The organism is Pseudomonas sp. FG86 (assembly GCF_057808775.1).
This window is the reverse complement of record NZ_JBMDIS010000002.1, coordinates 215,433-240,495: the sequence shown is the minus strand read 5'-3', so window position 1 is coordinate 240,495 and position 25,063 is coordinate 215,433. Positions and strand designations below refer to the sequence as shown.

General features: G+C 61.9%; 20 protein-coding genes. 6 read left to right on the top strand and 14 right to left on the bottom strand.

From position 1 onward, the window contains the following. Positions 1-3: 3 nt before the first annotated feature. A complete protein-coding gene (locus tag ACODSV_RS02275) occupies positions 4-1,320 on the bottom strand; it encodes an OprD family porin (protein ID WP_024074614.1) in 1,317 nt (438 codons plus the stop codon). 308 nt (positions 1,321-1,628) lie between these two features. On the opposite strand from ACODSV_RS02275, the gene mhpT reads away from it, so the two are divergent. Further along, a complete protein-coding gene (gene mhpT / locus ACODSV_RS02270) occupies positions 1,629-2,858 on the top strand; it encodes a 3-(3-hydroxy-phenyl)propionate transporter MhpT (protein ID WP_069076179.1) in 1,230 nt (409 codons plus the stop codon). On the opposite strand, the gene ACODSV_RS02265 is transcribed toward mhpT, so the two are convergent. The 3 genes from ACODSV_RS02265 to ACODSV_RS02255 all read right to left on the bottom strand — a co-directional run bounded on the left by ACODSV_RS02265 (position 2,855) and on the right by ACODSV_RS02255 (position 6,184). Beyond that, positions 2,855-3,802 (bottom strand): SphA family protein, encoded by a 948-nt coding sequence (locus ACODSV_RS02265; RefSeq protein WP_150095542.1) that lies wholly within the window; start codon positions 3,800-3,802, stop codon positions 2,855-2,857. The two genes, mhpT and ACODSV_RS02265, sit on opposite strands and share 4 nt — an antisense overlap. 81 nt (positions 3,803-3,883) lie before the next feature. After that, positions 3,884-4,651, bottom strand: coding sequence for a coniferyl-alcohol dehydrogenase (locus ACODSV_RS02260; protein WP_150054495.1), 768 nt, complete (start codon positions 4,649-4,651; stop codon positions 3,884-3,886). Positions 4,652-4,708: 57 nt separating this feature from the next. Further along, positions 4,709-6,184, bottom strand: coding sequence for a benzaldehyde dehydrogenase (locus ACODSV_RS02255; protein WP_150054496.1), 1,476 nt, complete (start codon positions 6,182-6,184; stop codon positions 4,709-4,711). A 270-nt stretch (positions 6,185-6,454) separates the two neighbouring features. Between ACODSV_RS02255 and ACODSV_RS02250 the strand changes: the two genes are divergently transcribed. Then, positions 6,455-8,212, top strand: a complete 1,758-nt coding sequence (locus ACODSV_RS02250; RefSeq protein ID WP_150054497.1) for a sigma-54-dependent Fis family transcriptional regulator — start codon at positions 6,455-6,457, stop codon at positions 8,210-8,212. 105 nt (positions 8,213-8,317) lie between these two features. Then, positions 8,318-8,929, top strand: coding sequence for a TetR/AcrR family transcriptional regulator (locus ACODSV_RS02245; RefSeq protein WP_024074607.1), 612 nt, complete (start codon positions 8,318-8,320; stop codon positions 8,927-8,929). Between the two features lie 245 nt (positions 8,930-9,174). Here the strand turns inward: ACODSV_RS02245 and ACODSV_RS02240 are convergent, their stop codons facing one another. The 10 genes from ACODSV_RS02240 to ACODSV_RS02195 form a co-directional block, all read right to left on the bottom strand. Beyond that, complete coding sequence (locus ACODSV_RS02240) at positions 9,175-10,278, bottom strand: polyamine ABC transporter substrate-binding protein (protein WP_150056082.1); 1,104 nt, start codon at positions 10,276-10,278, stop codon at positions 9,175-9,177. A gap of 40 nt (positions 10,279-10,318) precedes the next feature. Then, positions 10,319-11,656, bottom strand: a complete 1,338-nt coding sequence (locus ACODSV_RS02235; RefSeq protein WP_150056081.1) for an alginate export family protein — start codon at positions 11,654-11,656, stop codon at positions 10,319-10,321. A 117-nt stretch (positions 11,657-11,773) separates the two neighbouring features. Beyond that, positions 11,774-13,036 (bottom strand): serine hydrolase domain-containing protein, encoded by a 1,263-nt coding sequence (locus ACODSV_RS02230; protein ID WP_150056080.1) that lies wholly within the window; start codon positions 13,034-13,036, stop codon positions 11,774-11,776. 248 nt (positions 13,037-13,284) lie between these two features. Beyond that, positions 13,285-14,895: a gamma-glutamyltransferase family protein gene (locus ACODSV_RS02225; RefSeq protein WP_150056079.1), complete on the bottom strand. Its 1,611-nt coding sequence runs from the start codon at positions 14,893-14,895 to the stop codon at positions 13,285-13,287. Positions 14,896-14,912: 17 nt separating this feature from the next. Continuing rightward, positions 14,913-16,004, bottom strand: a complete 1,092-nt coding sequence (locus ACODSV_RS02220) for a polyamine ABC transporter substrate-binding protein (protein WP_150056078.1) — start codon at positions 16,002-16,004, stop codon at positions 14,913-14,915. 20 nt (positions 16,005-16,024) lie between these two features. Beyond that, a complete protein-coding gene (locus ACODSV_RS02215; RefSeq protein WP_454843864.1) occupies positions 16,025-16,804 on the bottom strand; it encodes an amino acid ABC transporter ATP-binding protein in 780 nt (259 codons plus the stop codon). 2 nt (positions 16,805-16,806) lie between these two features. Further along, positions 16,807-17,583: an amino acid ABC transporter permease gene (locus ACODSV_RS02210; protein ID WP_024074599.1), complete on the bottom strand. Its 777-nt coding sequence runs from the start codon at positions 17,581-17,583 to the stop codon at positions 16,807-16,809. 12 nt (positions 17,584-17,595) lie between these two features. Beyond that, complete coding sequence (locus ACODSV_RS02205; protein ID WP_150053858.1) at positions 17,596-18,402, bottom strand: ABC transporter substrate-binding protein; 807 nt, start codon at positions 18,400-18,402, stop codon at positions 17,596-17,598. A gap of 74 nt (positions 18,403-18,476) precedes the next feature. After that, positions 18,477-19,145, bottom strand: a complete 669-nt coding sequence (locus tag ACODSV_RS02200) for a GntR family transcriptional regulator (protein ID WP_024074597.1) — start codon at positions 19,143-19,145, stop codon at positions 18,477-18,479. Positions 19,146-19,464: 319 nt separating this feature from the next. After that, on the bottom strand, positions 19,465-21,663 hold the full coding sequence (locus ACODSV_RS02195; RefSeq protein ID WP_150053857.1) for a TonB-dependent receptor: 2,199 nt from the start codon (positions 21,661-21,663) through the stop codon (positions 19,465-19,467). 326 nt (positions 21,664-21,989) lie between these two features. Here ACODSV_RS02195 and ACODSV_RS02190 point away from each other — a divergent pair, with 326 nt between their 5' ends. The 3 genes from ACODSV_RS02190 (at position 21,990) to ACODSV_RS02180 (ending at position 24,970) form a co-directional block, all read left to right on the top strand. Next, entirely contained in the window at positions 21,990-23,234 is a 1,245-nt protein-coding gene (locus ACODSV_RS02190) for an MFS transporter (RefSeq protein ID WP_150053856.1), read from the top strand. 242 nt (positions 23,235-23,476) lie between these two features. Further along, positions 23,477-23,992: a sigma-70 family RNA polymerase sigma factor gene (locus tag ACODSV_RS02185; RefSeq protein ID WP_024074593.1), complete on the top strand. Its 516-nt coding sequence runs from the start codon at positions 23,477-23,479 to the stop codon at positions 23,990-23,992. Continuing rightward, positions 23,993-24,970, top strand: coding sequence for a FecR domain-containing protein (locus ACODSV_RS02180; RefSeq protein ID WP_150053855.1), 978 nt, complete (start codon positions 23,993-23,995; stop codon positions 24,968-24,970). Positions 24,971-25,063 lie beyond the last annotated feature (93 nt).

Here is a 25,063-nt window from a genome sequence, read left to right as displayed (position 1 = left end):
GGCTTACCAGAGCGCCACGGTGTAGAGCACCAGGAACCGGGTCTGGTTTTCATCGCGAAAGGCCGCGCCGCCTGGGAAGTCATTGCGGTAGATCGACTTGCGCGCCATCAACCCGACGTTCTTCAGCGGGCCGCTCTGGATCACATAGCCCAGCTCCATCTGGAACTCGCGCTCCTTGCGATCCTCGGCGTTGAACGCTGCCAGTTCGATGTTGTCGCCACGCACATAACGCAGCCGGCTCTTCAGCCCAGGCAGGCCGGATGCCGCGAAGTCATAGTCGTAGATCGCTTGCCACGTGCGCTCCTTGGCATTGAGAAAGTCCGAACTCATGGTCAGCTCGCTCATGCCCATCAGCTCGGTGCCGGAGATATAGGGCGTGGCCGTCTCTCCACTGGAATGCATGTAGCCCAGGCTGAATCGGTGACCGCCCAGGCGGTAGCCGAATAACGCCGAGAGGTTGCGGTTATCCACATTGCCCGCCTTGGCGCTGCCGTCCTCGCGACTGAAGAAACTGCGCAGGTCGCTGGTGAGCACGCCATCGCCCACGGGCAGATTGTGCAGCAATGCCAGGGTGTCCTGCTGGTAGAGGTCCGCGATTTGCGAGTGATAGACGCGCAGGCTGAGGTCTTTGTTGACCTGGTAATCACCGCCCACGTACGCCAGGTGCGAGGTGGTGGCGGTGGGGTTGAAACGCCGGTTGGGCGAGGCGATGGTCATGGCCTGGTAGTCGGTGGAATCGCGCTTGTTGATGCGGTCGATGTAGCCGGTATTGAGGGTCAGGCCATCGATGTCCTTGGAGCTCAAGGTGGTGCCGCGAAAGGTTTGCGGCAACAGGCGCGAGGGGCTGGCAAAGGCGAACGGCAGGAAGATCGATACGTCGCCGGTCTTTACGGTGGTTTGTGCAAACCGCAACTTGGCGGTCGGTGCCAGGCGCGAGTATTCATCGGCAGCGCGCTTGTCACTGGCCGACACCGGCAACAACTCGGTGCCGCTGCGGTCTGGCGACGAGTCGAGCTTGACCCCCATCAGGCCGCGGACATCCAGGCCAAAACCCAGCGGGCCTGGGGTATATCCCGACTCCAGGTTGACGATAAATGCCTGGGCCCATTCCCGCGCGGCGGTCTTCGCACCGTCGTCCTTGTAGTCGCGGTCCAGGTAGTAATTGCGCAGGGTCAACGTGCCGTGGCTGTCGTCGACAAAGCCTGCCGCCCAAAGCGGGGTGGGCAGCACGCTCAAGGCCAGCAACGCCATGAGCAGGCACGCAGGGTTGTTCGGCACACGGGCGACGGCTACAGCGTCTTCCATAGGGAGTTCTGGCATGTTCGTTGTCCATTTTTTGTTGTTGTTTTTGGGGTGGCACAGGCTCGGCCCACTGGGCTTGGCGAACAAAGAATGGAAACAGCCGACGCTGCTCGTCAACTGCGAATGACCGATAATCGAACATTAATAAAGATATCTATTTTTAAGTCGATCACAGATACGAACCACAACTACCTGTATTTAAAGTACTTATTTATTTATTTTGGCAATTTTCATCCGCCATTCATTTTTTAGTTATCTTTGTTATCTTAATCACCAGCAGCCATTCGTGCTTGCCACCACAACAAAAACAACAATGAGGTTTGCCCATGGACAGTCCATCGCGTCGTTCGACGCTGACTATCGCGTTGTGCTTTATCGTTGCGCTGATCGAGGGGTTCGATCTGCAGGCCGCCGGAACCGCTGCCGCAGGATTGCGCCAGAGTTTTGCCCTGGACCCGAAGATGCTCGGCTGGGTATTCAGCATCGGGATCATTGGCCTGCTGCCGGGGGCGTTCTTCGGTGGTTGGGTCGCTGACCGCATCGGGCGCAAGAAAATCCTGGTGATCGCCGTGCTGCTGTTCGGCCTGTTCTCCCTGAGCACTGCGTTTGTGGAAAGCTACCCGAACCTGCTGTTGGTGCGTTTTCTCACCGGCCTGGGGCTGGGCGCCGCGCTGCCCAACCTGATCGCGCTGTGCGCCGAAGCGGTCAGCGAACGCAACCGTGGTACCGCCATCAGCGTCATGTACTGCGGCGTACCGTTGGGTGGCGCATTGGCGGCCGTGGTGGCGATGTTTTCCAGTGAACACTGGCAGACCACCTTCATCATCGGCGGCCTGGCCCCCTTGCTCGCCGTGCCGTTGATGATCCTGTTGCTGCCTGAATCCACCGCCTTTCGCCAACAGCGCGACAACACCCCCGGCGCCCGCCCCTCCACCGGCCAGGCGCTGTTCGGCGAAGGTCGCGCCCGCACCACACTGGCCTTGTGGCTCAGCTACTTCTTCACCCTGACCGTGATGTACATGCTGCTGAACTGGCTGCCGTCGCTGTTGCTGGAGCAAGGTTTCAGCAAACCCCAGGCGGGCATGGTGCAGATGCTCTTCAATATTGGCGGCGCCCTGGGTTCGCTGCTCGGTGGCGTGCTGCTGGACCGGTGCAACGCCGTCAAAGTGGTGCTGTCCGTGTATGCCGGGTTGCTGGCGGCGTTGGCAGGGGTCGGGTTGTCGGTGGGCATCGTGCCCATGGCCATTGCCGGGTTTGCCGCCGGCCTGTTCGTCATGGCCGCGCAGTTGGTGCTGTACGCGTCGGCACCGCCCTCCTACCCCACCTCGGTGCGCGCCACCGGTGTCGGTGCGGCCGTGGCCGTCGGCCGCCTGGGTTCGGTAGCCGGGCCGCTGGCGGCCGGGCAACTGCTTGCCGCTGGCGCCGGCACCGCCGGGGTACTGCTGGCGACCTCCCCCGGTGTAGTGATCGCCGCACTGACCATCATCAGTGTGATGGTGCGTACGGCGCCACTGAACCTGCCCACCCCGGCAGCGGCCGGGCACACCAAGGCCTAGAACTTGTGCAGCCAGTTGAGCACCAGCTTGTTGCCCTGCGTGCGGTTCTCAGCCTGCTGCTCGAAGTAAGCGTTCACCGACAGCACGTTCTCCTTGTTGAAGGCATAGACCAGGCCTGGGCCCATGGCCCAGACCTTCTCCCGACGCCCGCTCACGGCGTGCCCATCGACCTTGGTGTCGGTGATCTGCTTCAACCAGTAGCCGTTCACCCCCACGCTCAGTTGCTGGCTCAAGGCATATTGCAGCGTCAGGTTGGCATGCAACGCCTGGCCGGCCTGGGTATCGGAAACATCCCCAAAGCCGGCCTGCGGGTCATCATTCTTGCCATTCCACAGGTACATGAAACGCCCGCTCGCCGACCACTTCGGGTTGAACCAATACGTCGCCGCGTAATACGGGTTGAATGACCAGAAGTTGCTGCCGGGGTTGATCGAGCGCTTGCGGTCATAGGCCCCCACCGGCACCGAAATATCGGCTTCGATACGTTGGGTCAGCAGTGGGCTGCCATCGGCGCGGCTCAGGGTCGGCAGTTGCAGGAAGGGCCCCACAATCACATCACCAAAGCCAGCCCGCGAACTCAGCGCCGCATTGTTCAACCCATCGTCGACGTCCACGTGGGCCAGGGAGGTGTTGATCAGGGTGAATCCCGGCATCGCACCATTGGCCAGGGGTTGGCCGAGGTAGATGATCTGGGTGGTAGGCGCCACCACTTCCACGTCCTGCTTGGGCAATGCCAGCTTGTGGCCGTTGGCATCATTGAAGCGGCTGGCCCGGGAGTACGTCAGGTATTCCTCCAGGTACCAGCCCGGGCCGGCCGGGGCCGGTGAGCCGTCGTAGAAACTGGTGCTGCCCAGGTTGAGTCCGGGCAAATCGTAAGCGTGTGCAGTCGATGTCAGTGCGACAAAAGTCATGGCCGCAACCGCCCGCAAGATAGGCTTGAGCATCTTGTATGTCCTGTATTTTTGTTGTTGTTCAAGACCCCCGGCACGGTGGATCCGCACCGGGGTTTACCGCCGTTACAACCTTTACACGTAGGTCGCCGCCAACCCACCATCCACCGGCAGGTTGACCCCGTTGACCCAGCGCGCAGCGTCCGAGCAGAGGAAGGCGATCACCGCGGCCACCTCATCGGCCAGGGCCGGGCGGGTCATGCGCTGGTTGTCCGCGGCCACCCGCTCCGGCCCGAGCATGCTGACGAAATCGCCGAGAATCGGGGTGAACACCGGCCCCGGCGCGACGCAGTTGATACGTACCGAGTGATCACGAAACCAGCCCTGGGATTGCTGGAAGCTCCACACGATCAGCGCTTCCTTGAAGTACTGGTAACAGCTGGCCTGCTCCACCGGATTGGCCGCCAGCCACTGCTGCCCGGCCTCGAAGCTGTGCGTCGCGGCCAGGGCCTTGTGCAGTTCCAGGCGTTGCGGCCATTGCGCACCGAGGACCGAGGCGACATTGACGATGCTGCCGCCCGCCGGCATGCGTGGCAGCAGCGCTTGGGTGAGATGCCGCAACCCCAGGTAATTGACCTCGGCCACCGTTTGCACCGGCGCCGTACCGGGCACGCCGGCGATGTTGCACAGCCCATCGACGCGCGCCGGCAGGCGCGTCACCAGCGCATCGATGCTGGCCGGATCGCCCAGGTCGGCCTGGAAGAAGCCATCCAGGGTCAGTTGCGGTGCATGGCGATCGACACCGATCACCGTCGCCCCCTGGAAACGCGCGAGCCGTGCCAGCTCGGCGCCAATGCCGGAAGCGACACCGGTGACGATCAAGGTTTTGTTGTGCAGGTTCATGTTCAAGCCCTCTTGTTTTTGTATAGGCATGCGTGTTTCAACCCCATGGGCCGGGGCTTAGAAGGGATAGGTCGGCGGCGTATTTTTCACCGTGACCCATTGCCACTGGCTGTATTCGTCCCAGTCGGCCGGCCCGCCCACGCTGCCGCCATTGCCGGAGGCACCGCGCCCACCGAAAGGGTTGATGCATTCGTCGGCCACGGTCTGGTCGTTGATGTGCAGCAGGCCGCAGTCGAGCCGCTCGCCGATGGCCATGGCGCGCCCGACCGACGGCGAGATGATGGCCGCCGAGAGGCCGTACTCGGTGCGGTTGGCCAGTTCGATGGCCTCCTCGTCGGTGGTAAAACTGACGACCGTCGCCACCGGGCCGAAAATTTCATCCTCGAAGGCGCGCATGCCTGGACGCACACCACTGAGTACGGTGGGCTGGTAGAACAACCGGTCGTATTCGCCGCCCGCCTCCAACCGCGCGCCGGCCTGCAGGCTGTCGCTGACAATCTCGTGCACGCGCTGCAATTGCCGTTGATTGATCAACGGACCGAGTGCGGCTTCACCTCGCGCGGCATTGCCCACGGTCAGTGCCCGGGCCTTGTCCACCAACTTGCGCGTGAGGCGTTCGGCGATGGATTCATGGGCGAGAATCAAGCCGGTCGCCATGCAGATCTGCCCCTGGTGCAGCCAGGCGCCCCAGGCTGCGTTGCTCGCGGCCAGGTCCAGATCAGCGTCTTCAAGAACGATCAGGGGGTTTTTGCCGCCCAGTTCCAGCGCGACCTTTTTCAGATGCCGCCCGGCCACCTCGGCGACTTTGCGCCCGGCCGCCGTGGAACCGGTGAACGCGATCATCCGCACATTCGGGTCGCGGCACAGCGCTTCACCCGCCGGCGCGGCACCGGGCAATACGTGCAACAGCCCCTTGGGCAAACCCGCCTCTTCAAACAGCCGGGCGATGATAAAACCACCGCTGACCGGCGTCTGTGGATCGGGCTTGAGCACCACCGCATTCCCCGCAGCCAGGGCCGGCGCCACCGAGCGCAGCGACAGCACCAGGGGGAAATTGAACGGTGAAATCACCCCGACCACGCCATGGGGCTGACGCCGGGCGTAAGACAGGCGACCGGCCGCACTGGGCAGCACCAGCCCATGGGGTTGGGACAACAGCCCCGCCGCCTGATGCAGCAGCACAATGGCCTCGCGCACCTCGTGTTCGCCCTTGAACAGCGCGCCGCCGGTTTCCCGCGCGACGTACAGCGCCAGTTCGGCAAAGGACTGCTGAGCCAGGTCCGCCGCCTTGCGAAACACCTCGGCGCGTTCCCGTGGGCCGAGGGCGGCCCATGCCGGCTGCGCCAGGGCCGCACTCCGGCAAGCGATGGCGATATCGGCCGGGTTGGCCATGGCGCACTGCATCAACGGCTCGCCGGTGGCCGGTTCGATCACCGCGCTCAGGGCTCCCGAAGCGGGTCTCCAATCGCCGTTGAACAGGCATTCGGACTCAAGGGCCCGCTGTAGAAAATGGGTGGTTTCAGACACTGACATGGCAACTCCCGGTTCTTGTAATTGTCATCGCCTGCACACGGTGCAAACGCCGCATCAAGCCTTGAGCAAAGGCTGTGCCGCTTGCACACCCTGGCGCTGACATAACGCGCCGAAGGCTCTGGACCAAGGGTTGCCACGCACGGCCCATGGACACCCCGCAGCGCGGCGGTAAAAACCAGGCCCCTGGCACTTGTTCAATTGATAAGGTTATGTTTAATAACTATCTTCACAGTTGCTCATATCGTTCACTCGCTTTGCAGGGGCATAACAATGACTAATCCCCACAGCGCGCTGCCCGACGACCGGGTGGCCACCGCGTCTTACCATCCGAGGGGCGATAGCCGCCAACTCAGCGACAGCAGTTCACCGACGCCGGCGGAACTGACCGACTGCCTGTTCTTTTCTCCCGAAGACGGGCGGATTTGGCTCAACGATCAACGTATGTTGTTGCTGCACAGCTCGTCGTTTGGTGCCCTGCGCAGGGAGGTCATCGAGCGCCTGGGGCTGGAACAGGCGCGCGGCCTGTTCACCCGTGCCGGCTACGCGTCCGGTGCGCGGGATGCCCGGCTGATCCGCGAACGCTGGCCACAGGCGGATGCCGCTGCCGTGTTTCGCGCCGGCACACATCTGCACACCCTGGAAGGCATGACCAAGGTCGAGCCCCTGCACTTCAAGTTCGACGCCGACTCAGGCTTCTACGAAGGCGAGTTTCTCTGGCACCACTCGTGCGAGGCCGACGAACATGTGGGTGCCTATGGCGTCGGCCAGGATCCGGTGTGCTGGACAGAAACGGGCTACGCCATCGGTTTCGTCAGTGGCCTTTTCGGGCAAATGGTGATTTTCCGCGAAGTGGAGTGCCGCGGCATGGGCCACCGAAGCTGCCGGGTGATCGGCAAGACGGCCGAGCAATGGGGCGACGTCGAGCAGGACCTGCGCTACCTGAATGTGTCCCAGACCGTCACCCGCCCCGCCGCCGCCCCTACGCTCGATAGCGCGATGGGCAACCGTGCCAGCGGCAGCCAGCCTCCGCCGTTGGTGGGCGCCAGTGCCGCGTTCAACGCCGCGATGCAGGCCCTGCAACGGGTCGCGCTGACGCCCGCGACCGTGCTGATCAGCGGTGAGTCAGGGGTGGGTAAAGAGATGTTCGCTCGCCAGTTGCACCAGCTCAGCTGTCGCCGTGACAGCCCGTTCGTGGCGCTCAATTGCGCGGCCATCCCGGATAACCTGATCGAAGCCGAACTCTTCGGTGTCGAACGTGGGGCGTATACCGGCGCGACACACTCACGTCCCGGACGTTTCGAGCGAGCCCAGGGCGGGACACTGTTTCTGGATGAAATCACCAGCCTCAGCCTGACCGGGCAAAGCAAACTGCTGCGGGCCTTGCAGGAGCGCGAGATCGAACGGGTCGGCGGCGTGCGCGGCATCAAGGTGGATGTGCGGGTGGTGGCCGCTACCAACCTTGACCTGCGCAAAGCCGTCGCTGACGGTACGTTTCGCGAAGACCTGTTCTACCGGCTGAATGTCTACCCCATTGCCCTGCCGCCCCTGCGGGAACGCCGCGATGACATCCCGCTGTTGATCAACGCGTTCCTGACGCGCTTCTGCCAGGAATACGCGCGCACCCCCGTGGGCCTGACCATGCGCGCCCTGAAGGTGTTGCTGCGCTACGACTTCGCGGGCAATGTGCGCGAGCTGCAAAACCTGATCGAGCGCGGCCTGATCGCCAGTAACGAAGGCCAGGCCATCGACCTGGTGCACCTGTTTCGCAACGAGCCGATGCCGGCCGATCCCTATGGCCTGGACGATCACGGCAGCCTGTCAAACACTGGGCAAGTGCCCCGCCCTGCACTGTTGGATACGCTTGGCCAACTGGAACAGGGGTTTTCCATCGAGGGCCTGGAATCGCGCCTGATCAATGAGGCGCTGCAACAGAACGCAGGCAACCTGGCCGCTGCGGCCAGGCTCGTGGGACTGAGCCGGGCGCAATTTGCCTACCGCCTGAAGAAACATCGGCGGCAGGCGCCTTGAATGGCAATTAGAGCTTTAAAAGCTTTACCCAATTAAGTATTTTGCAGGGATACCGGGCCGACAAGCGCCTGATGCCCCTCTTTTTACTCGTGACAAGGACCTCCCGTGAGCGGACTGCGTGAACGTCAGAAAGCCGAACGCCGGCAAGCCATCAGCAAGGCGGCGATCGAACTGTTCGAGCGCCAGGGTTTCCAGAACACCACCATCGAACAGATCGCCAGCCAGGCCGGGGTGTCGCCGCCCACGGTGTTCAAGTACTTCGGCAACAAGCAGGAAATCATCCTGGAAATCCTGCACCACGCCGATCAACGCGCCATCACTGACACGCGCAGCCTGATCCGGGAAATAGAGGACCCGGTCGAGGCGCTGTGCCACCTGGAACGGCTGCTGACGGGTTATGCCTTGGAAGTCATGCACCCCAGCCTGTGGCGCGAACTGCTGCCATTGATCCTGTTCGGTGGCAGCAATGAACTGCCCGAAGGTTATCGGGCCATGAACGATGCGCTCAGGGCCGAAATCAGCGAGCTGCTGCGGGAACTGCAACGGGCCGGCAAGCTGCGCCCGCAACTCGATGTGGAGTTGGCCGCGTTCCTGCTGAACGACTATTCCCACCTGCAACTGTTCCGGCTGGTGAACCAGGAACACCCGGATATCGACGCGCACTCTACCCAGGTCAGGCGTATCACCGAGTTGCTGTTCTACGGAATGCAGGCCTGACAGCATAGGTATCTACACAAATCTTAAGGCTGACACATAACTCTGCAGTGAGCGGAGCAAGCCCTAATGCCCGTCAGTTAAGCGTACAGCGCCTTCTGTAGGAGCGAGGGGACGCCTAGTTCTTGCTCGCGAAAAACCTCAACGATGACGCGTGCCTCCTGAATGAACGCGGCGCCTGTGGGTTTTTCGCGAGCAAGCTCGCTCCTACAAAAAAAATTAACTGCCTGGCATTAGGGTCACACTGATCAGCGGTTGCTCTTGATGGCGGTCCAGGTGCGGGTACGGATGCGCTCCACGGCGGCGGGGATCGGCTCCAGGGCGAACAGGGTCTTGCGCGCGGGCTCCGGCACATACATGTTGGGGTTGTTACGGATGCTGGCGTCCACCAGCGCGGTGGCGTCCTTGTTCGGGTTGGGATAGCCGATTTTGTTGCTGATGCGCGCAATCACGTCCGGGCGCAGGATGTAATTGATGAACACATGAGCCTCTGCAAGGTCGGGCGCGTTGGCCGGGATCATCATCACATCCGACCACATCGGCGCGCCTTCCCTGGGCAATGCCATTTCGACCTTGACGCCCTTGCCAGCGGCATCCGCCAATTGCTTGGCCAGCGCGACACCGCCGGACCAGCCCACGCCCACACAGATATCACCGTTGGCCAGGTCCATGCCGTAGCGCGACGAGTTGAAGTAGGTGATGTAAGGGCGAATCTTCATCATTGCGGCCTGAGCCTGCACATAGTCCTCGCGCTTCTGGCTATTGGGGTCGAGGCCCTTGTAGTGCAAGGCAATCGGCAGGATCTCGTTGCCGGCGTCGAGGAAGCCGACCCCGCAGCTGGCGAGCTTGGCGAGGTTTTCTTCGTTGAAGATGATGTCCCAACTGTTCATCTGCACGTCGGGGCCCAGGGCTTTGCGTACCTTGTCGACGTTGTAGCCAATCAATGTGGTGCCCCACAGGTAAGGCGCGGCGTAGCGGTTGCCGGTGTCACCCACCGCTTCCAGGGATTGCATGAACTGCGGGTCCAGGTGCTGCCAGTTCGGCAACTGCTTGCGGTCCAGTGGCTGCACCGCTCCGGCGGTGATCAAGTGCCCCAGGTTGGCGGTGCCGGGGAACACCACGTCATACCCGGAGTTGCCCGTCAGCAGCTTGGACTCCATGGTTTCGGAACTGTCGAACACATCGTAAATCGGACGAATGCCGGTTTCGTCCTGGAAGCTCTTGAGCACTTCGGGCGGCAGGTATTCGATCCAATTGTAGATCCGTACCGTCCGCTCTTCAGCCAGGCAAAAACCACTGATCAGCAACGAAGTGACAGTGCCCAGCAAGGTATTACGCAAAAACCTGTTCATGATCCAAACACTCCAGCGCGGCCACGATGGCTCGCGGCACTTAATAGCGATAGGTGAAATACAGTTCCAGCGCACTGAACGTCTGGTCATCGCCGAATACCTGTTTGGCGGCGGCCAGTGGCTTGACCCAGTTGTAGGACAGCGACGTATAGAACGACGGCGTGGGCGTCCAGTCGAGGAAAACCACACTTTCGTCAGCAAAGCGCCGATCGCTGACCGGTGCGCCCATGTAGTTTTTCTCGTCCAGCCAGAACTGGTAGTGAATCGCGCCGAGGGTCAGGGTTTCGTTGAGGTGGGTCTTGAGGGAGAACTGCTGGACGTTTTCGTTGCTGTTGAACAGCAGGTAGTTGCCGACCACGTCCCCGACCAGCCATGTGCTCCAGTCGACGAAGCCTTTACTCAGCGAATCCCAGGCTTTCTGCCGGTTGTCGGTGAGGTTGTCGTCGCCGGAAAAGCTCGCGTAACGGTAGCCGAGGATCGGCGTCAGCGGCACGGTGCTGAAGGCGTAGTCGGCCTGGGCGTACCAGGCGTTGGCATCGTAGTCGACCCCCTCGCCGCTGCCGCGCTCCAGCGCGTACTCGGCATTCAGCGTCAGCGCCTGTACGCCGGGCACCTTGGCGTTGAGCGCCCGCAGGTTGTACACCTGCATGCCGTCCCGACGGCGCGGGAGCGTGCTGCCCCTGGGGCCAAGGGCATTGACCTTCATGGCCATGGCGCCGAGCGTCACCTGGTCATCGAGGTTGTAATCGAGGTTGACGCCGGTCATGCGGAAATCGCCCAAGTCATCATCGGTGCGCAAGGTGAAGGCCTGGGACTTCAGCGCGCCATGGTCCCAGGCGAGGATCGCCGAATCCTTGAACGCGGTTCGCGGGCCGAGCCAGTAGGCGCCATCCTTGTATTGGTCGAGGTTACCGTCCATGACGATGAACCCCGTACCGATCATGTAGTTCTGGCGGCCGGCGGTGAACTTCCATTCGCCGGCGCGAAAACCGCCGTAGAGTTCTTCGGCAGCGACCCTGCCGTCGGAGCTGCGGCTGAAGCCCCCCGCATCGCCATCGCCGAACGTGCTCGCGCCCACCAGGGAACCGCCCGCCAGCAGGCTGAAGTCCGGTTGCAGCGCATACTCGAGTTTGACCCCGGGTTTTACGTAGACCTCTTGCCAGTTGATCCTGGCGCCGCCGTTTTTGCCGTTGCGCGCATCGACCTGGCCGCTGCCGAAGTTGACGCCACGGGTAAACAGCGTCGCCCCGCCCACCGTGAGATTGACTTCACCCTTGAGATCGCCGTCCTCAAAGGTGTAGCCCGCCAACGCGACATGACTGGTCAGGGGTAAGCCGAGCGCTAACAGCGCTCGGGAAAAACGCTTGGTGAAAACCATAAGAAGCTCCTGTGGAATTATTGTTGTTACAGGGCAGTCAATGGCGACGCAGAGCGCCGCCAACACCTGGGCAAGCCAGGTGAATAGAACGCAAAACTCTTATTTTTTAGGCGTGGGTCAGTGACTCAGTTGCGCGGCGATCGCGCGCAGCATGCGCACGCTGTCGTTATCGAACGGGCTGACCGCATCGGTGAGCGACGATTGCTTGACGATCACCACGCCGGACGGCTTGTCGATAAACAGGTATTGGCCGTGGATGCCCCCAGCCATCAGGGCTTGGCTGTGGTCGTTGAACACGTACCACTGGCTACGATAGGACGCACCCGGCGTCCAGCTCGAGAACTCGGCATTTTGCGCGTAGACCGCAGGATCAGCGCCGGCGGCGATACGGGCCACGGTCTCGGGCGACAGCAGCTCAACGCCGTCCTGGCGACCGTCGTTGGCCAGCAGGCGGCCGAAACGTGCCATGTCTCTCAAGGTTGCGCTGAAGCCCGCCCCGGCCACGTTACGGCCCCAGGGATCGGCCATGAAATAACCGTCGCGGTCGCATCCCAGGCGAGCCCAGATATCTTCCAGCATCTGACTGCAGGCCTTGCCCGAGGCACGTTCCATGACCCATGCCAAGGCTTCGGTGGTTGCGGTCACGTAATGGAAAAAACCACCGTGGCTGCCGCGCTTCTTGAGAGACGGCAAGTACTGGTACAACGAGTCGAACTGGGCGTACTGCGCCGGTGCCGGTTGAAAGCCGCAGGCATAACCATACTGCGAGCTCTCAGAGCTGGGGTCGTCATACACCTCGCTGTAGTCGATGCCCACCGCCATATCGAACAACTGACGCACCGTGGCATCGCCAAACGCACTGCCCACCAGCTCAGGCACGTAGTACGCGACGGACAGCTCGGGCTTGAGCGTGCCGTTGGAAACCAGCTGTTCACCAAGGGTGCCGATCAGCGACTTGGTCACCGAGAACATGATGTGCCGGTCATCCGCACGCTGGCCGTTGAAGTAGCGCTCGAACAACACCGTGTCGCCCTGCAGCACCAGAAAGGCGTCGGTCTGGCTGGCGACAAGGTGTTCGATAACACTGATGCTCAACCCGCATTCGCTGTCGAAACACAGCTGATCCAGCGCGTTGGGCGCTTCCTTGAGCTGACCGGCAGGCCCTGGACCCGCCGCCACATCGATGGTGGGACGCAGCCGCGCCAGATGACGGAAGCCCCACTGGCTGAAGGGTGCGCGCATCCAGTTGTGCCACGTGACTCGGTGTTTGGGTTCGGCGGGGAAGCCCTGCATCAGCTGGGGGGTGATGCGATTGGCCGAGGGCGACTCAGTGGCCTCGATGTAAAGAGTCGCAAGAAAAGACGGGGGTGTATGACTCATCGGGATAACCCTGAAGATGACTCTGCATGAAAGCAGATGCAGGGAAATAATTACCCGATATTTTATTTTAGTCAATAAAACTTTTTATCAAGAAACGCTAATTCCACCGCCTTTGAATCCCAGCGGATTGCCGGCTGCGGAGGATGCCGCTGCCGGGCAATCTGGGCCGAAAGCCCGTGCCATAGGAAAGCCTCGACGACCCGCTACGAGTCGCCGTGACATGCTCAGACGAGGGCTGCGCCAGGCGGTTACCACACGGCAATATGGGAGTCCGCCCGCGGTTCAGTGCCTGCGCAGAGCACCCCGCTGACCGGGTCGCGCAGGATGATTTGCCCACGCCCGTAGTCGGTCAGGTCGCTGGCGATCTGCACGTGATGCCCACGCCGGGCCAGGGCATTGGCCAGGTCACGGGAGGCGCCCTGCTCGATGCCGACCTTCATGTCGCCCAGCCATTGCCAGCGTGGCGCATCCAGCGCGGCCTGGGGGTTGAGGCCGAAGTCCACCAGGTTCATCACCATCTGCACGTGGCCCTGGGGCTGCATATAGCCGCCCATCACGCCGAACGGGCCAAGGGCTTGGCCGTCCTTGGTGAGGAAGCCGGGGATGATGGTGTGGAAGGTTTTCTTGCCCGCGGCCAGGCAGTTGGCGTGGGTCGGGTCAAGGCTGAATTCCTGCCCACGGTTCTGCAGCGCAATGCCACTGTCGGGCAGCACCACGCCGGAGCCGAAGCCGTGGTAGTTGCTCTGGATGAACGAGACCATATTGCCTTCAGCGTCCGCCGTGGCCAGGTACACCGTGCCGCTGGCGTGCGGGTCACCGGGTTTGGGCGGCTGTGCCTGTTCGCCGATCTGCGCGCGGCGGCGCGTGCTGTAGTCGTCGCTGAGCAGGTCGGCGACTGCCACGCGCATATGCAGAGGGTCGGTGATGTAGTGCAGGCCGTCGCTGTAGGCGAGCTTCATCGCCTCGAGCTGGCGGTGCCAGGTCTGTTGGCTGTCGCGGTGATCAAAGGTGAAGCCTTCGAGGATTTTCAGCGCCATCAGCGCCACCATGCCCTGGCCGCTCGGTGGGATTTCCCACACGTCCACGCCACGGTAGTTGATGTGGATCGGGTCCACCCACTGCGCGCGGTAATCCTTGAGATCACTGGCGCGCAAGTAGCCACCGCTGGCCCGCGAATGGGCATCCAGGCGTGCGGCCAGGGCGCCGCGATACAGGCTTTCGCAACGGCTGGTGGCGAGTTCTTCCAGGGTGCGCGCCTGGGCCGGGTTGCGGAAGATCTCCCCTGCCCGAGGCGCGCGGCCGTCGATCAGGAAGGTATCGAACCAGGCGTCCAGCACCGGGTCGCGATGGGGGGTGAATTCATCCAGCGCGATCTGCCATTGATGGGCAACCACCGGCGACAGCGGGAAACCATCACGCGCCAGGCTGATGGCCGGTTGCAGCAGCTCGGCAAACGGCAGCTTGCCGAAGCGTTGCGACAGCTCCGCCCAGGCCGACGGGCAGCCGGGCACGGTGACCGGGGTCCAGCCGTACAGCGGCATCCGATCGTGCCCCGCGGCCTTGACCGCCTCGATACTCAAGGCGGCCGGCGCGTGGCCGTTGCCGTTCAGGCCGTGCAACTGGCCCTTGCACCACACCAAGGCAAAGGCATCGCCGCCCAGACCGCAGCCGGTGGGCTCCACCACCGTGAGCGCCGCCGCCGTGGCAATCGCCGCGTCGATGGCATTGCCGCCCTTTTGCATGATCTCGATACCCGCCTGGGCGGCCAGGGGCTGGGATGCGGCGACCATGCCGCGACGCGCGAACACGCACTGGCGTTGCGATGGATAGGGGTACTCGTGAGCAGAAAATTTCAACATGGCAAAGGCTCTTCGATTTATTGGCCGGATTTGATCCGGTTCCATTCCCGGGTCATCAGGCGCTGGATGTTTTCCGGCAGGTCGGCGGAGACAAAGGTGTGGCTGATGACGTCATCGCCGGGGTAGATCCCCGGGTTACCGCTGACCTTGGGGTCCATCAGCGGCGTGGCGTCCTTGTTCGGGTTGGCGTAGCCGACGTAGTCGCTGATCGGCGCGATCACGTCGGGACGCAGCAGGTAGTTGATCAGGGCGTGGGCATTGGCTGTGTTACCGGCGTCCTTGGGAATCGCCAGCATGTCGAACCACAGGTTCACGCCTTCCTTGGGCATCAGGTAGCGGATGTTGATGTTTTTACCGGCGTCCTTGGCCCGGCTCTGAGCCTGCATCACGTCGCCGGAATAACCGACGGCCACGCAGATATCGCCGTTGGCCAGGTCAGCGGTGTATTTCGACGAGTTGAAGTAGGTCACCGACGGCCGCAGCGCCATCAGGCGTTTGGAGGCTTGCTTGTAGTCGTCGGGCTTGACGCTGTTGGGGTCCAGGCCCAGGTAGAGCATGACCTGGGGAATGATCTTCACCGGCGCATCGAGGAAGGCCACGCCGCAACTTTTCAGCTTGGCCAGGTTGCCAGGCTCGAAGACCATCGACCACGAGTCCAGCACCACGTCCTTGCCCAGCACGGCCCGCACTTTTTCTGCGTTGTAGCCGATGCCCACGGTGCCCCACATATACGGCACGGCGTAGCGGTTGCCGGGGTCGGCGGCTTCCAGGCGTTGCATCAGGCGCGGGTCGAGGTGCTTCCAGTTATCCAGCAGCGCGCGTTGCAGCGGCTGGTAGGCGCCGGCGCGAATTTGCTTGGACAGGAACTGGCTGGACGGCACGACCACGTCATACCCCGAGTGCCCGGAAAGCAACTTGGCTTCGAGCATTTCGTTGGTGTCGAAAATGTCGTACTGCACCTTGATGCCGCTGTCTTTCTCGAAGTTCTTCACGGTGTCGGGGCCGATGTAATCGGACCAGTTATAGACCTTCACCACCGACTCGGCGGCCTGGGTCACGGGGACAAGGGCGGCACAGCACAGAGCCGCAAACAAACGTGATAAACGCATGGTGATTTTCCTTGCAAGGGTCATAACACGCGGCTGAGAAAGGCCCGGGTACGCGGGTGGCTGGGGTGGCTGAAAATCTGCTCCGGCGGGCCTTGCTCGATGAGCTCCCCCTGATCGAGCACCACCACACGGTCGGCCACTTCACGGGCAAAGCCCATTTCATGGGTGACCACCACCATGGTCATGCCCTCTTCGGCCAGCGTCTTCATGACCTGCAGGACTTCGCCGACGGTTTCCGGGTCGAGCGCGCTGGTGGGTTCGTCGAACAACATGGCCTGGGGTTTCATTGCCAGGGCACGGGCAATCGCGACCCGTTGCTGCTGGCCACCGGAAAGCATCGATGGGTAATGGCTGGCCTTGTCCGCCAGCCCGACCCGTGCCAGCAAGCCACGGGCCTGTTCCAGCGCCTCGGCACGCGGTACGCCGAGCACCTGGATCGGGGCTTCGATGATGTTTTCCAGGGCAGTCATATGGGGGAACAGGTTGAAGCGCTGGAACACCATGCCGATGTCGCGACGTTGCCGGGCGATGTTGCGCTCCGAATCGCGCACCAGGCTGCCGTCGCTGCGCTCGCGATAGCCCATGGCGCGGCCGTTGACGCGGATGCGTCCAGCCTGGATGTCTTCCAGCAGGTTGATGCAGCGGATAAAAGTGGTCTTGCCGGAACCGGAGGCGCCAATCAGCACCACCACCTCGCCGCGTCGCACCTGCAACGAAATCCCATTGAGAATCTGCAGCGTGCCGAACGATTTGTGGATATCCAGGGCTTCGATGATCAGTTCTTCACTTTGGTGCGCCATGGTTAACGTCCCCTCAGCAATTTCAGGGTGCTGCGGCCGAACATGCGGCTGGATGCCGGCGGCGGTGCGGCAGGCCGATCGGACTGGCTGAAACGCGTCTCCAGCCAGCGCTGGAAAAAGCCCCACAGGGTCGTCAGCGTCAAGAAGTAGAGCGCGACCACCAGGTACAGCTCGAATACGCGAAAGGTCGCCGAGGTGATCATCTGGGTGCTGAGCAGCAACTCTTGCACGCCAATCACACTGACCAGGGTGGTGTTCTTGAGCATCACATTGAACTCGTTGCCCAGCGGCGGCACGATCACCCGGAACGCCTGAGGCAACACGATGCGGCGCATCAGCTTGGCGAACGGCATGCCCAGGGAGCGCCCGGCTTCATACTGGCCCTTGTCCACCGCACCGATGCCGGCGCGGATGATCTCGGCCATGTACGCCCCTTCATTGAGGCCCAGGGCAATGATCGCCGCCTGGATATTGCCGGGCACGACCAGGCCGAACAGCGCAATGTCCTCAAAGCGGAAGATGCCGCCCGCCGCCAAGGCCGTGTAGAGAAAGACGATCTGCACCAGCAACGGCGTACCGCGCATCAACCACACATAAAAACGCACCGGCAGGTGCAACAGCGGGTTTTTCGACAAGCGCAGCAGCGCGGCCGCCAGCCCCAGGACACAACCGAGCGCCATCGCCAGCACGCTGATCAGGCAGGTCAGCCAGAGCCCGGTGAGGTACACCCCGCTCGGCTGCAACAGGTACTGCCAGAACACATCCCAATTGAAATTCATCGCCGGCAAACCTCAGTCGAGTGTGTCGCTGCTGACATGCCATTTGTTCAGCAATTGCCCATAGCTGCCGTCACTGCGCATATCACTGATCACCTGCTGCACGGCGGCGCTCAGTTGCGGGTCGTCCTTGCGAATCCCCAGGCCGGTAAGGATGCGACTGAAAGCCGGCACGCCCTCCTGGAACAGCTCCGGCGCCATCGCCGCGTAGTAACCGGCGGTCTCCACGGTGGTGCCGTAGGCGTCGACCTGGTTGATGCGCAGCGCCTGGAATGCATCGGTGTCGGTGTTGTAGACCACCAGCTTCATCGGTGGCTTGCCGGCCTTGGCCAGGCTTTCATTCTGGGTATCGAGCAGGGTCTTGATGGTGGAGCCGTTGAGCACGGCCACCTTGTGCCCGGACAAGTCATCCAGCGCCTTGATGCCCTTGGGGTTGCCCTTGGGGACCACCACCGACTGGCTGGAATACATGTAGTTGACGATGTCGATGACCTGCCGCCGCTCAGGCTTGTCGAACAGTTGGTCGACGATCATGTCGCACTGCTGGGCGAGCAGCGCCGGGACCAGCCCAGAGAACGGAATCACCCGCCACTGCACCGGCTTGTCACCCAGGCGCTTGGCAATTTCCAGGCCCAGGTCGACGGTGAGCCCGCGCGGTTTCTGGTTTTCGTCGAAGGACACCAGGGGCGGTGAATCCATCCCCGAGCAATACGTGAGCTTATCGACTTTCTGCAGGCGCTCCGGCACCTGGGGCGCGGCAAACGCCCCTTGCGTGCAGAGACCCAGGGTTACAGCCACCAGCAAGGCGCGGCGTTTATGCATGACCAGACACTCCAGTTCGTTGAACAACGGGGGCAGGACTCAATGTCAAAACACAGTCGGGCTTGGGCCCGCTTCTATTTTTCCGATTGCAGGAATTGAATCAGCGCCGGCACGGTGCCTTCGATGTGTTCGCGCACCACCGCTTCGGCACGGGCGGCATCCCCGGCACGAATGGCATCGAGGATCACCGCGTGCTCCTGGCGTGCGCTGAGCGGTTTGTCACCGTGCTGCAACCACAACCGCATGGGCGCCTCGACCAGCGAGTACAGCGCCGAGATCTGCTTCATCAAGCGCGGACGCCCGCTGAGGCTGCAGAGCAATTCATGGAAGGCACGGTGGCGGCTGACCCACTCGGCGCTGTCGTCGCGGTAATCGTCCATCTCGTCCAGCAGGCGCTCCAGCGCCGCCAGTTGGCGTTCGCCGATACGGCTGGTGGCAACGCGCACCGCCAGGCCTTCGAGGGCGCTGCGCATTTCAAACACTTCGTGCAATTCATCGATATCCACGCCGCTGACGACCGCGCCACGGTTGGGCCGCAGGGTCACCAGGCCCTGCGCGTCCAGGCGGCGAAAAGCCTCGCGTACCGGCATGCGGCTCATCCCGAGCTCGGTGGCAATGTCCTCTGCAATCAGGCGATCACCCTTGCGATAACGGCCGTTGCAAATGGCGTTGAGCAGAAAACTGTAGGCCTCCTCCTCGGCGGTGAGGGGCTGGCGGTCAACGTAAGCGGAGGCAAATTGCATCGGACAGCACCTTTTGAATTTTTGTATCCAATTATCCACGAATACAAAAAAAGCAGGATGCGTGCCAATTCTCCGGTTACGCGTCAAGTGATTGATTTGGCAGCAATCGCCAGAAAACCCGCGTCAGCCTGGCGCATGGGGTCAAGGCGCGGTGCTACCAAATAGCTCAAGGGGTGCGCCGTTAATGGGCACAACTGCAAGCGCAGTAACAGTCGAGTCGCAGCAGCGGCGCCGTTGCTGCGCGTCGTGAGTCCGGGTGGTGTCGGGACCGCGGCCAACTCGCCCCGCGCGTCCCGCACGTCCCGCGTACCGGCCCCCGTCAAAAATCGACGGTAGCCGAGAGTTGCAAAGTGCGCGGATACCCTGGCGAAAATGCACCATAGGAGGCCACGCCAGACCAATACTCACGGTCGAATACGTTCTGTACCGTGGCGCGGAAAGTCGTCGGCCGCCCTTCGATTTTGGTGGCATAGCGCGCGCCTGCATCAATACGGGTCCAGGCATCCAGCTTTTGGGTGTTGGCCTGGTTGACGTACTGGCTGTCGGTATAGATCGCACCGCCGGTGAGGGTAAAACCTTCCAGCCACGGGGTGTCATATTCTGCCCATAGGTTGGCCTGGATATCCGGCACTCCCACCGGTTTATTGCCGCGGTTGGCGGCAGTGGCCGAATCCGTCAACTCACCCTCCAGGAAGGTCACACCGCCCATCAAGCGCGTGCCCGGCGCCACCTCACCGAACACGCTCAGCTCGACGCCACGGTTACGCTGTTCAGCCTGTACCGAGAACAGATTGTTCGCGCCTACCTCGCCGCTGGGCTTTTCTATCTGGAACAGTGCCAGGGTGGTCATGAAGGTAGCGTGCTCGTACTTCACGCCAATCTCGTGCTGCTTGGACTTATAGGGTGCGAAGGTTTCCCCGGAGTTGTCCGCCGTGCCTGGGGCAATGTCGCCTTTGCTCAAGCCTTCCACGTAGTTGTAGTAGAAAGACACATCGTCCCACGGTTTGACCACCACGCCGACCAAAGGCGTAGTGGCATTGTCTTTATAGCGGGAGCTGACGGCGCCGGCAGCATTGTAGTTGCGCGACTCGATGTATTGGCGGCGCACGCCCAAGGTCAGTTGGAAGCGATCATCCAGAAAGCCCAGGGTGTCGGTCAGCGCCACGCCGGACAACTCCGACTCGGAGATGCGCAGCACCTTCGGGGTGCTGATGTACTGCTTGGGCGTGTCCACCGGATGGTAAATATTCGAGCGAATATCCGTGCCGTTAGTGATGCCCCGCGAGAGTTCATCCTGGTAACGGGTGGCCATCAACGTGGTGATATGGGTCACCGGGCCCGTGGCAAACAGCCCGCGGATCCCCATATCCGCAGTGGAACGATCAACATTGAATTTGTAGTAGCCAGGTATATTACTGGTGTCGCCGGCATCATTGAGGATACGTGGCACCTGGTCGGACATGCGTTTCACATCCGAGCGCCCCCCACCCGCATGGGCGAACACCGTGAGTGAATCGCTCAAGTCATATTCACCGCCCAGCAAAGCCGACTGCTCCTTGGTGTCTGACCAACCCCACTTTTGCGGCAGGCTTGTACGGCCGTCTGGGGCCGAAGGCACCTGCACACCGGGTGCGACGGTGAAGGGGCGCGAGGCGCCTTCAAAGCTCTCTTTCTGGCTGATGTAGTCGAGATTCAGGCGCAACCGCTCACCGCGGTAATCCAGGGCAATCGCACCGATCCCTACGTCGCGACTCTGGTTGTCAACGGCCGTATCCCCGCCTTGAAGGCTGCCGTTGAAACGTACGCCAAACTGGTTTTCTTCACCAAACCGGCGACTGATATCCAAGTGCCCGCCCACTTGGGAGTCCGAGGCGTAACTGCCGGTAAAACGAGTCAGGTCTTCCTCCAGCGGCCGCTTAGGCACGATATTGATGACACCACCAACCCCACTGTTGGGGGAGATGCCATACATCAAGGCGCCCGGCCCCTTGAGCACTTCGATGCGCTCGGCGTATTCGGTAAACGCCCGATAGTTAGGCGCTACGCCATAAACGCCGTCGTAGGCCAGTTCACCCAAGTTGCCTTCGCCGATGGCAAAGCCGCGAATGAAGAACGAGTCGACGATCCCGCCCGTCTGCCCCGTCGAGCGCACCGAGGGGTCGCGCTCCAGGGCATCGGCAGCGGTCACGGTTTGCAGGTCAGCGAGGGTTTTGGCGGTGTAGCTGGTGACGTTGAAAGGCGTGTCCATCACGTCTTTGTTACCCATCATGCCCAGGCGTGCACCACGCGCCACCTGCCCGCCGGCGAGCACCTCGGGCAACGCTGTCGGGCCGTTGTAGCGGCCGTCGATCGTGGTGGTGTCGAGGGTCAGGGGGGGCGTATCGGCCTCCGTGGCGACAGGCGCTTGCGTCTCAGCCCAGGCATTGGCGCCCGCGGCGACCATGACGAAATTCAACAGGGCGGTCCGAATGGCAAGGGTTAACACGCGTTCACCGCTGGGTCGACTGACAACAGGCATGACAAGAGGATCCTTTCAACGAGGGAAATAGGAATTACTCTTAATGCCAGTCGACATGGGAAAAAGTATCATCCCCGCCTGTTTTTTTTGAAAACCCAGCGAACGCAGCCTGCTGATCCGCAATGTTGGCGATAGCCGAACATGCGCTCCGCTACTGCAAGAGCGCGGTTACACCTGACAACCGCCTGTGCGGCCTGGCATCCTCCTCGCGGTACATGCCGACGCTATCGCGCCGCTGCACATGCATTGGATGCAGGACGCCAACTACCGTTGACAACACCCCCTGACTAACCCGTTCGCAGCTGTTCAACCACCGAGGCCGTCTCATGTCCCAAACCGGTGTTATCCAGGGTTCGAGTGTGAGAATCCTCATTTATCTTCTGTTCGCGATCCAACTGGTCTCCATGGGCGCGATGGAAATGAGCGGGCCGTTCTGGCCCGTGCACCTGCGTGGGCTGGCCTCTTCGGAGTCGGTGTTCAGCTTCGCCAGCATCGCCGTGTACGTCGGGCCGATGCTGGGCATCATGGTGACCAGTGCGTTCTGGGGGCGTATCGGTGATCGACATGGGCATAAATTGATGATGATCCGCGCACTCGCAGGGTTGTCCTTGACCCAGCTCGGGTTGGCGTTTTCCACTGATATCTGGGTCATCCTGGTCCTGCGTTTCCTGCAAGGTGCGTTTGCCGGCTATATCGCCCCTGCGCAAGCGTATGGGGTCAGTATCGAAGCGCCGTCACGGCGGGCCCGGCTGTTTGCGATTTTGCAGATATCGACAAATGTCGGCTCATTGCTGGGCGCGGTCGTTGGCGGCTTGATCCTCGATTACGCGACGTTCTTCTGGATCAATATCGTCGCCTCTGCACTCTGTGCCGTGTGTACCCTGATAGCCGCCGTGACCTTGCCGAACGTTCCCCCAGTGACCAAAAAACCGGCAGCGACTTCCGCCCCGCCTGCCTCGGGCACCAGCAGGGTATGGCGCGACTTTCCGCAGTTGTCTCTGCTGTGCGTCATGGGGATTCTGCTGCTGGCGCGCATGCTGCCCCAGACCTCGTTCTCGCTGTATGTCAGCGCGACATTCGAGGTCAGTCACTCAGTGGTTGGCCTGTGCTATGGCCTGCTGGCACTGGGCTTCATCCTCTCGGCGAGCGCCTGGTCGCGCTACTTTGAGCACCGGTCTCAAGCACAAACGCTACAGCGCATCACCTACATCGTCGTCGGTTGTATCGGGTTAACCGCCGTGGCGGGATTTACGCGCAATCCCGGCATATTTGTCGTCGCCTACTTCGTTTGGGGGGTACTGCTGGGCGCGACCACCCCCGTGCTGATGGCGTTGATCTCGAAAACCGCCGACAGCTCGCGCCAAGGCTACGTATTGGGTATCGCCCAAAGTACCGCGCAATTCGCTTCGATTGCCGGCATCTCCATCGGTGGCTTGCTCAACCAGGTCTACGGCCTGCAATACACCTATCTTTTCGTGTGCCTGGCCTATGCGGTAGCGCTGATGCCGATGCTGGCGTTGCGGTACAGATCGGCGGCCACGCGCTCCAGCCGTGTTGCAGACAGCAACTGAACAAGGAACTGCATGCGTGCCGACACACCCGCTGTCGAGCACCTGATCCATTTCAACAACACCGGCGCGGCGCTGATGCGTGACGCTTCACGCCTACAGCGCCGAAGCTGAAATCGATGGGTTGATTGACGCCTTGACGCGCCTGCCATGCGCCTGATTGACCGAAGATGATCGCGCTTGCGTTCCAGTCGCTTAGTCAACTAGCATTGGGAATACTTCTCAATAACATAAAACCTGCCGCCATGAGCGAAACCCTCTCCGCGAACCACCCCAACCGTCTGCGCGCAATCGAGGCCCTGTACAGCGGGCACCACGGCTGGCTGTATGCCACGCTGAAGAGAAAGCTGGGTAACGCCATGGATGCGGCGGATTTGGCGCAGGACACCTTCACCCGGATCCTGGCATCACAGGTCACGGTGATTGACCAGCCACGGGCGTACTTGAGCTGCGTGGCCAAGGGTATCCTGATCAACTGGTACCAGCGCAAGGCACTGGAACGCGCCTACCTGGAGGCACTGGCGAATGTGCCCGCCCACGAAGCGCCGTCGCCCGAGACGCACTTTCTGGTGCTGGAAACCCTGCACGAAATCGACGCCATGCTCGATACCCTGGCGCCGCAGGTCAAACGCGCATTCCTGCTGTCGCAGATCAACGGCCTCAAGTACGACGACATCGCCGAGCAACTGGGTGTATCGCTGATCACCGTCAAGCGCTACATGAAACAGGCTTTCGTACAATGCCTGATGCTGGTGGAGTGAATGCTCGGTCTGCGCAAGGAGCCGCCGCTGGACCCGCAGGTACTCGAAGAAGCCGCCGAGTGGCTGATGCGCTTGAGCGAGCGCGAACTGACGGACCACGAACGCACCGAATGGGAACGCTGGAAGATCAGCACCCCCGAGCGTAACCGCGCGTGGTCACGGGCAACATTGCTGCAGAGCAAGTTCGGCGGTTTACCACCCTCCCTGGCGATGTCGGCCCTCGATCGACCGAACAGCCCGGAACGCCGCGCCCTGCTGGGCAAACTGGCGCTCCTGTTGGCGGTGGTGCCGGTGAGTTGGGGCGGTTGGAAGCTGGCACAATCGCAGCAATGGTCAGCGGGCTACCGCACCGATGTTGGCCAGCGTCGCGAACTTACCCTGGCCGATGGTTCGCACCTCACCCTGAACACCGATACCGCCATCGACGTCGTGTTCGACGACCGCCAACGGCTTATTCACTTGCGCGAAGGCGAAATCCTGGTGCAAACCGCGGTCGACACGCCCCCCCTGCCCCGGCCGTTCCTGATCAGCACCCGCCAAGGCCGCATGCAAGCCCTGGGCACGCGCTTTACTGTACGTGAGTCAAGCCCGCGCACTCACCTGGCGGTACTCGATGGCGCGGTAAAAGTGACGCTGGCCGATAACAGCCAGGCGGCCCCGCTGATCGTCAATGCCGGGCAGCGTACCGACTTTTCCGCGCAGACGTTTGGTTCGCTGACGCAGGCTGACCGCTACGCCGGTTCATGGGCCCAAGGCATGTTGATGGCCGACAGGATGCGCCTGGCCGACTTCGTCTCTGAACTGGCGCGCTACCGCCGAGGCTTCATACGCTGCGATCCGGCCATTGCCGACCTGCGCGTTTCCGGCGCTTTCCCGATCAGCGATACCGAGCGCACCTTGAATATGCTGGTGCAGACTTACCCCGTGCTGGTGACCGGGCATTTGCGCGGTTATTGGGTGACCTTGTCTCCCGCCTGACCGTGCGCAAAATAAACGGTGGCCGGGTGATACTTTTTCCACTCTCGGCTGGCAAAGGTAGGAACAGCCTTTTTCTCTTGTCCTTTGGGTCAT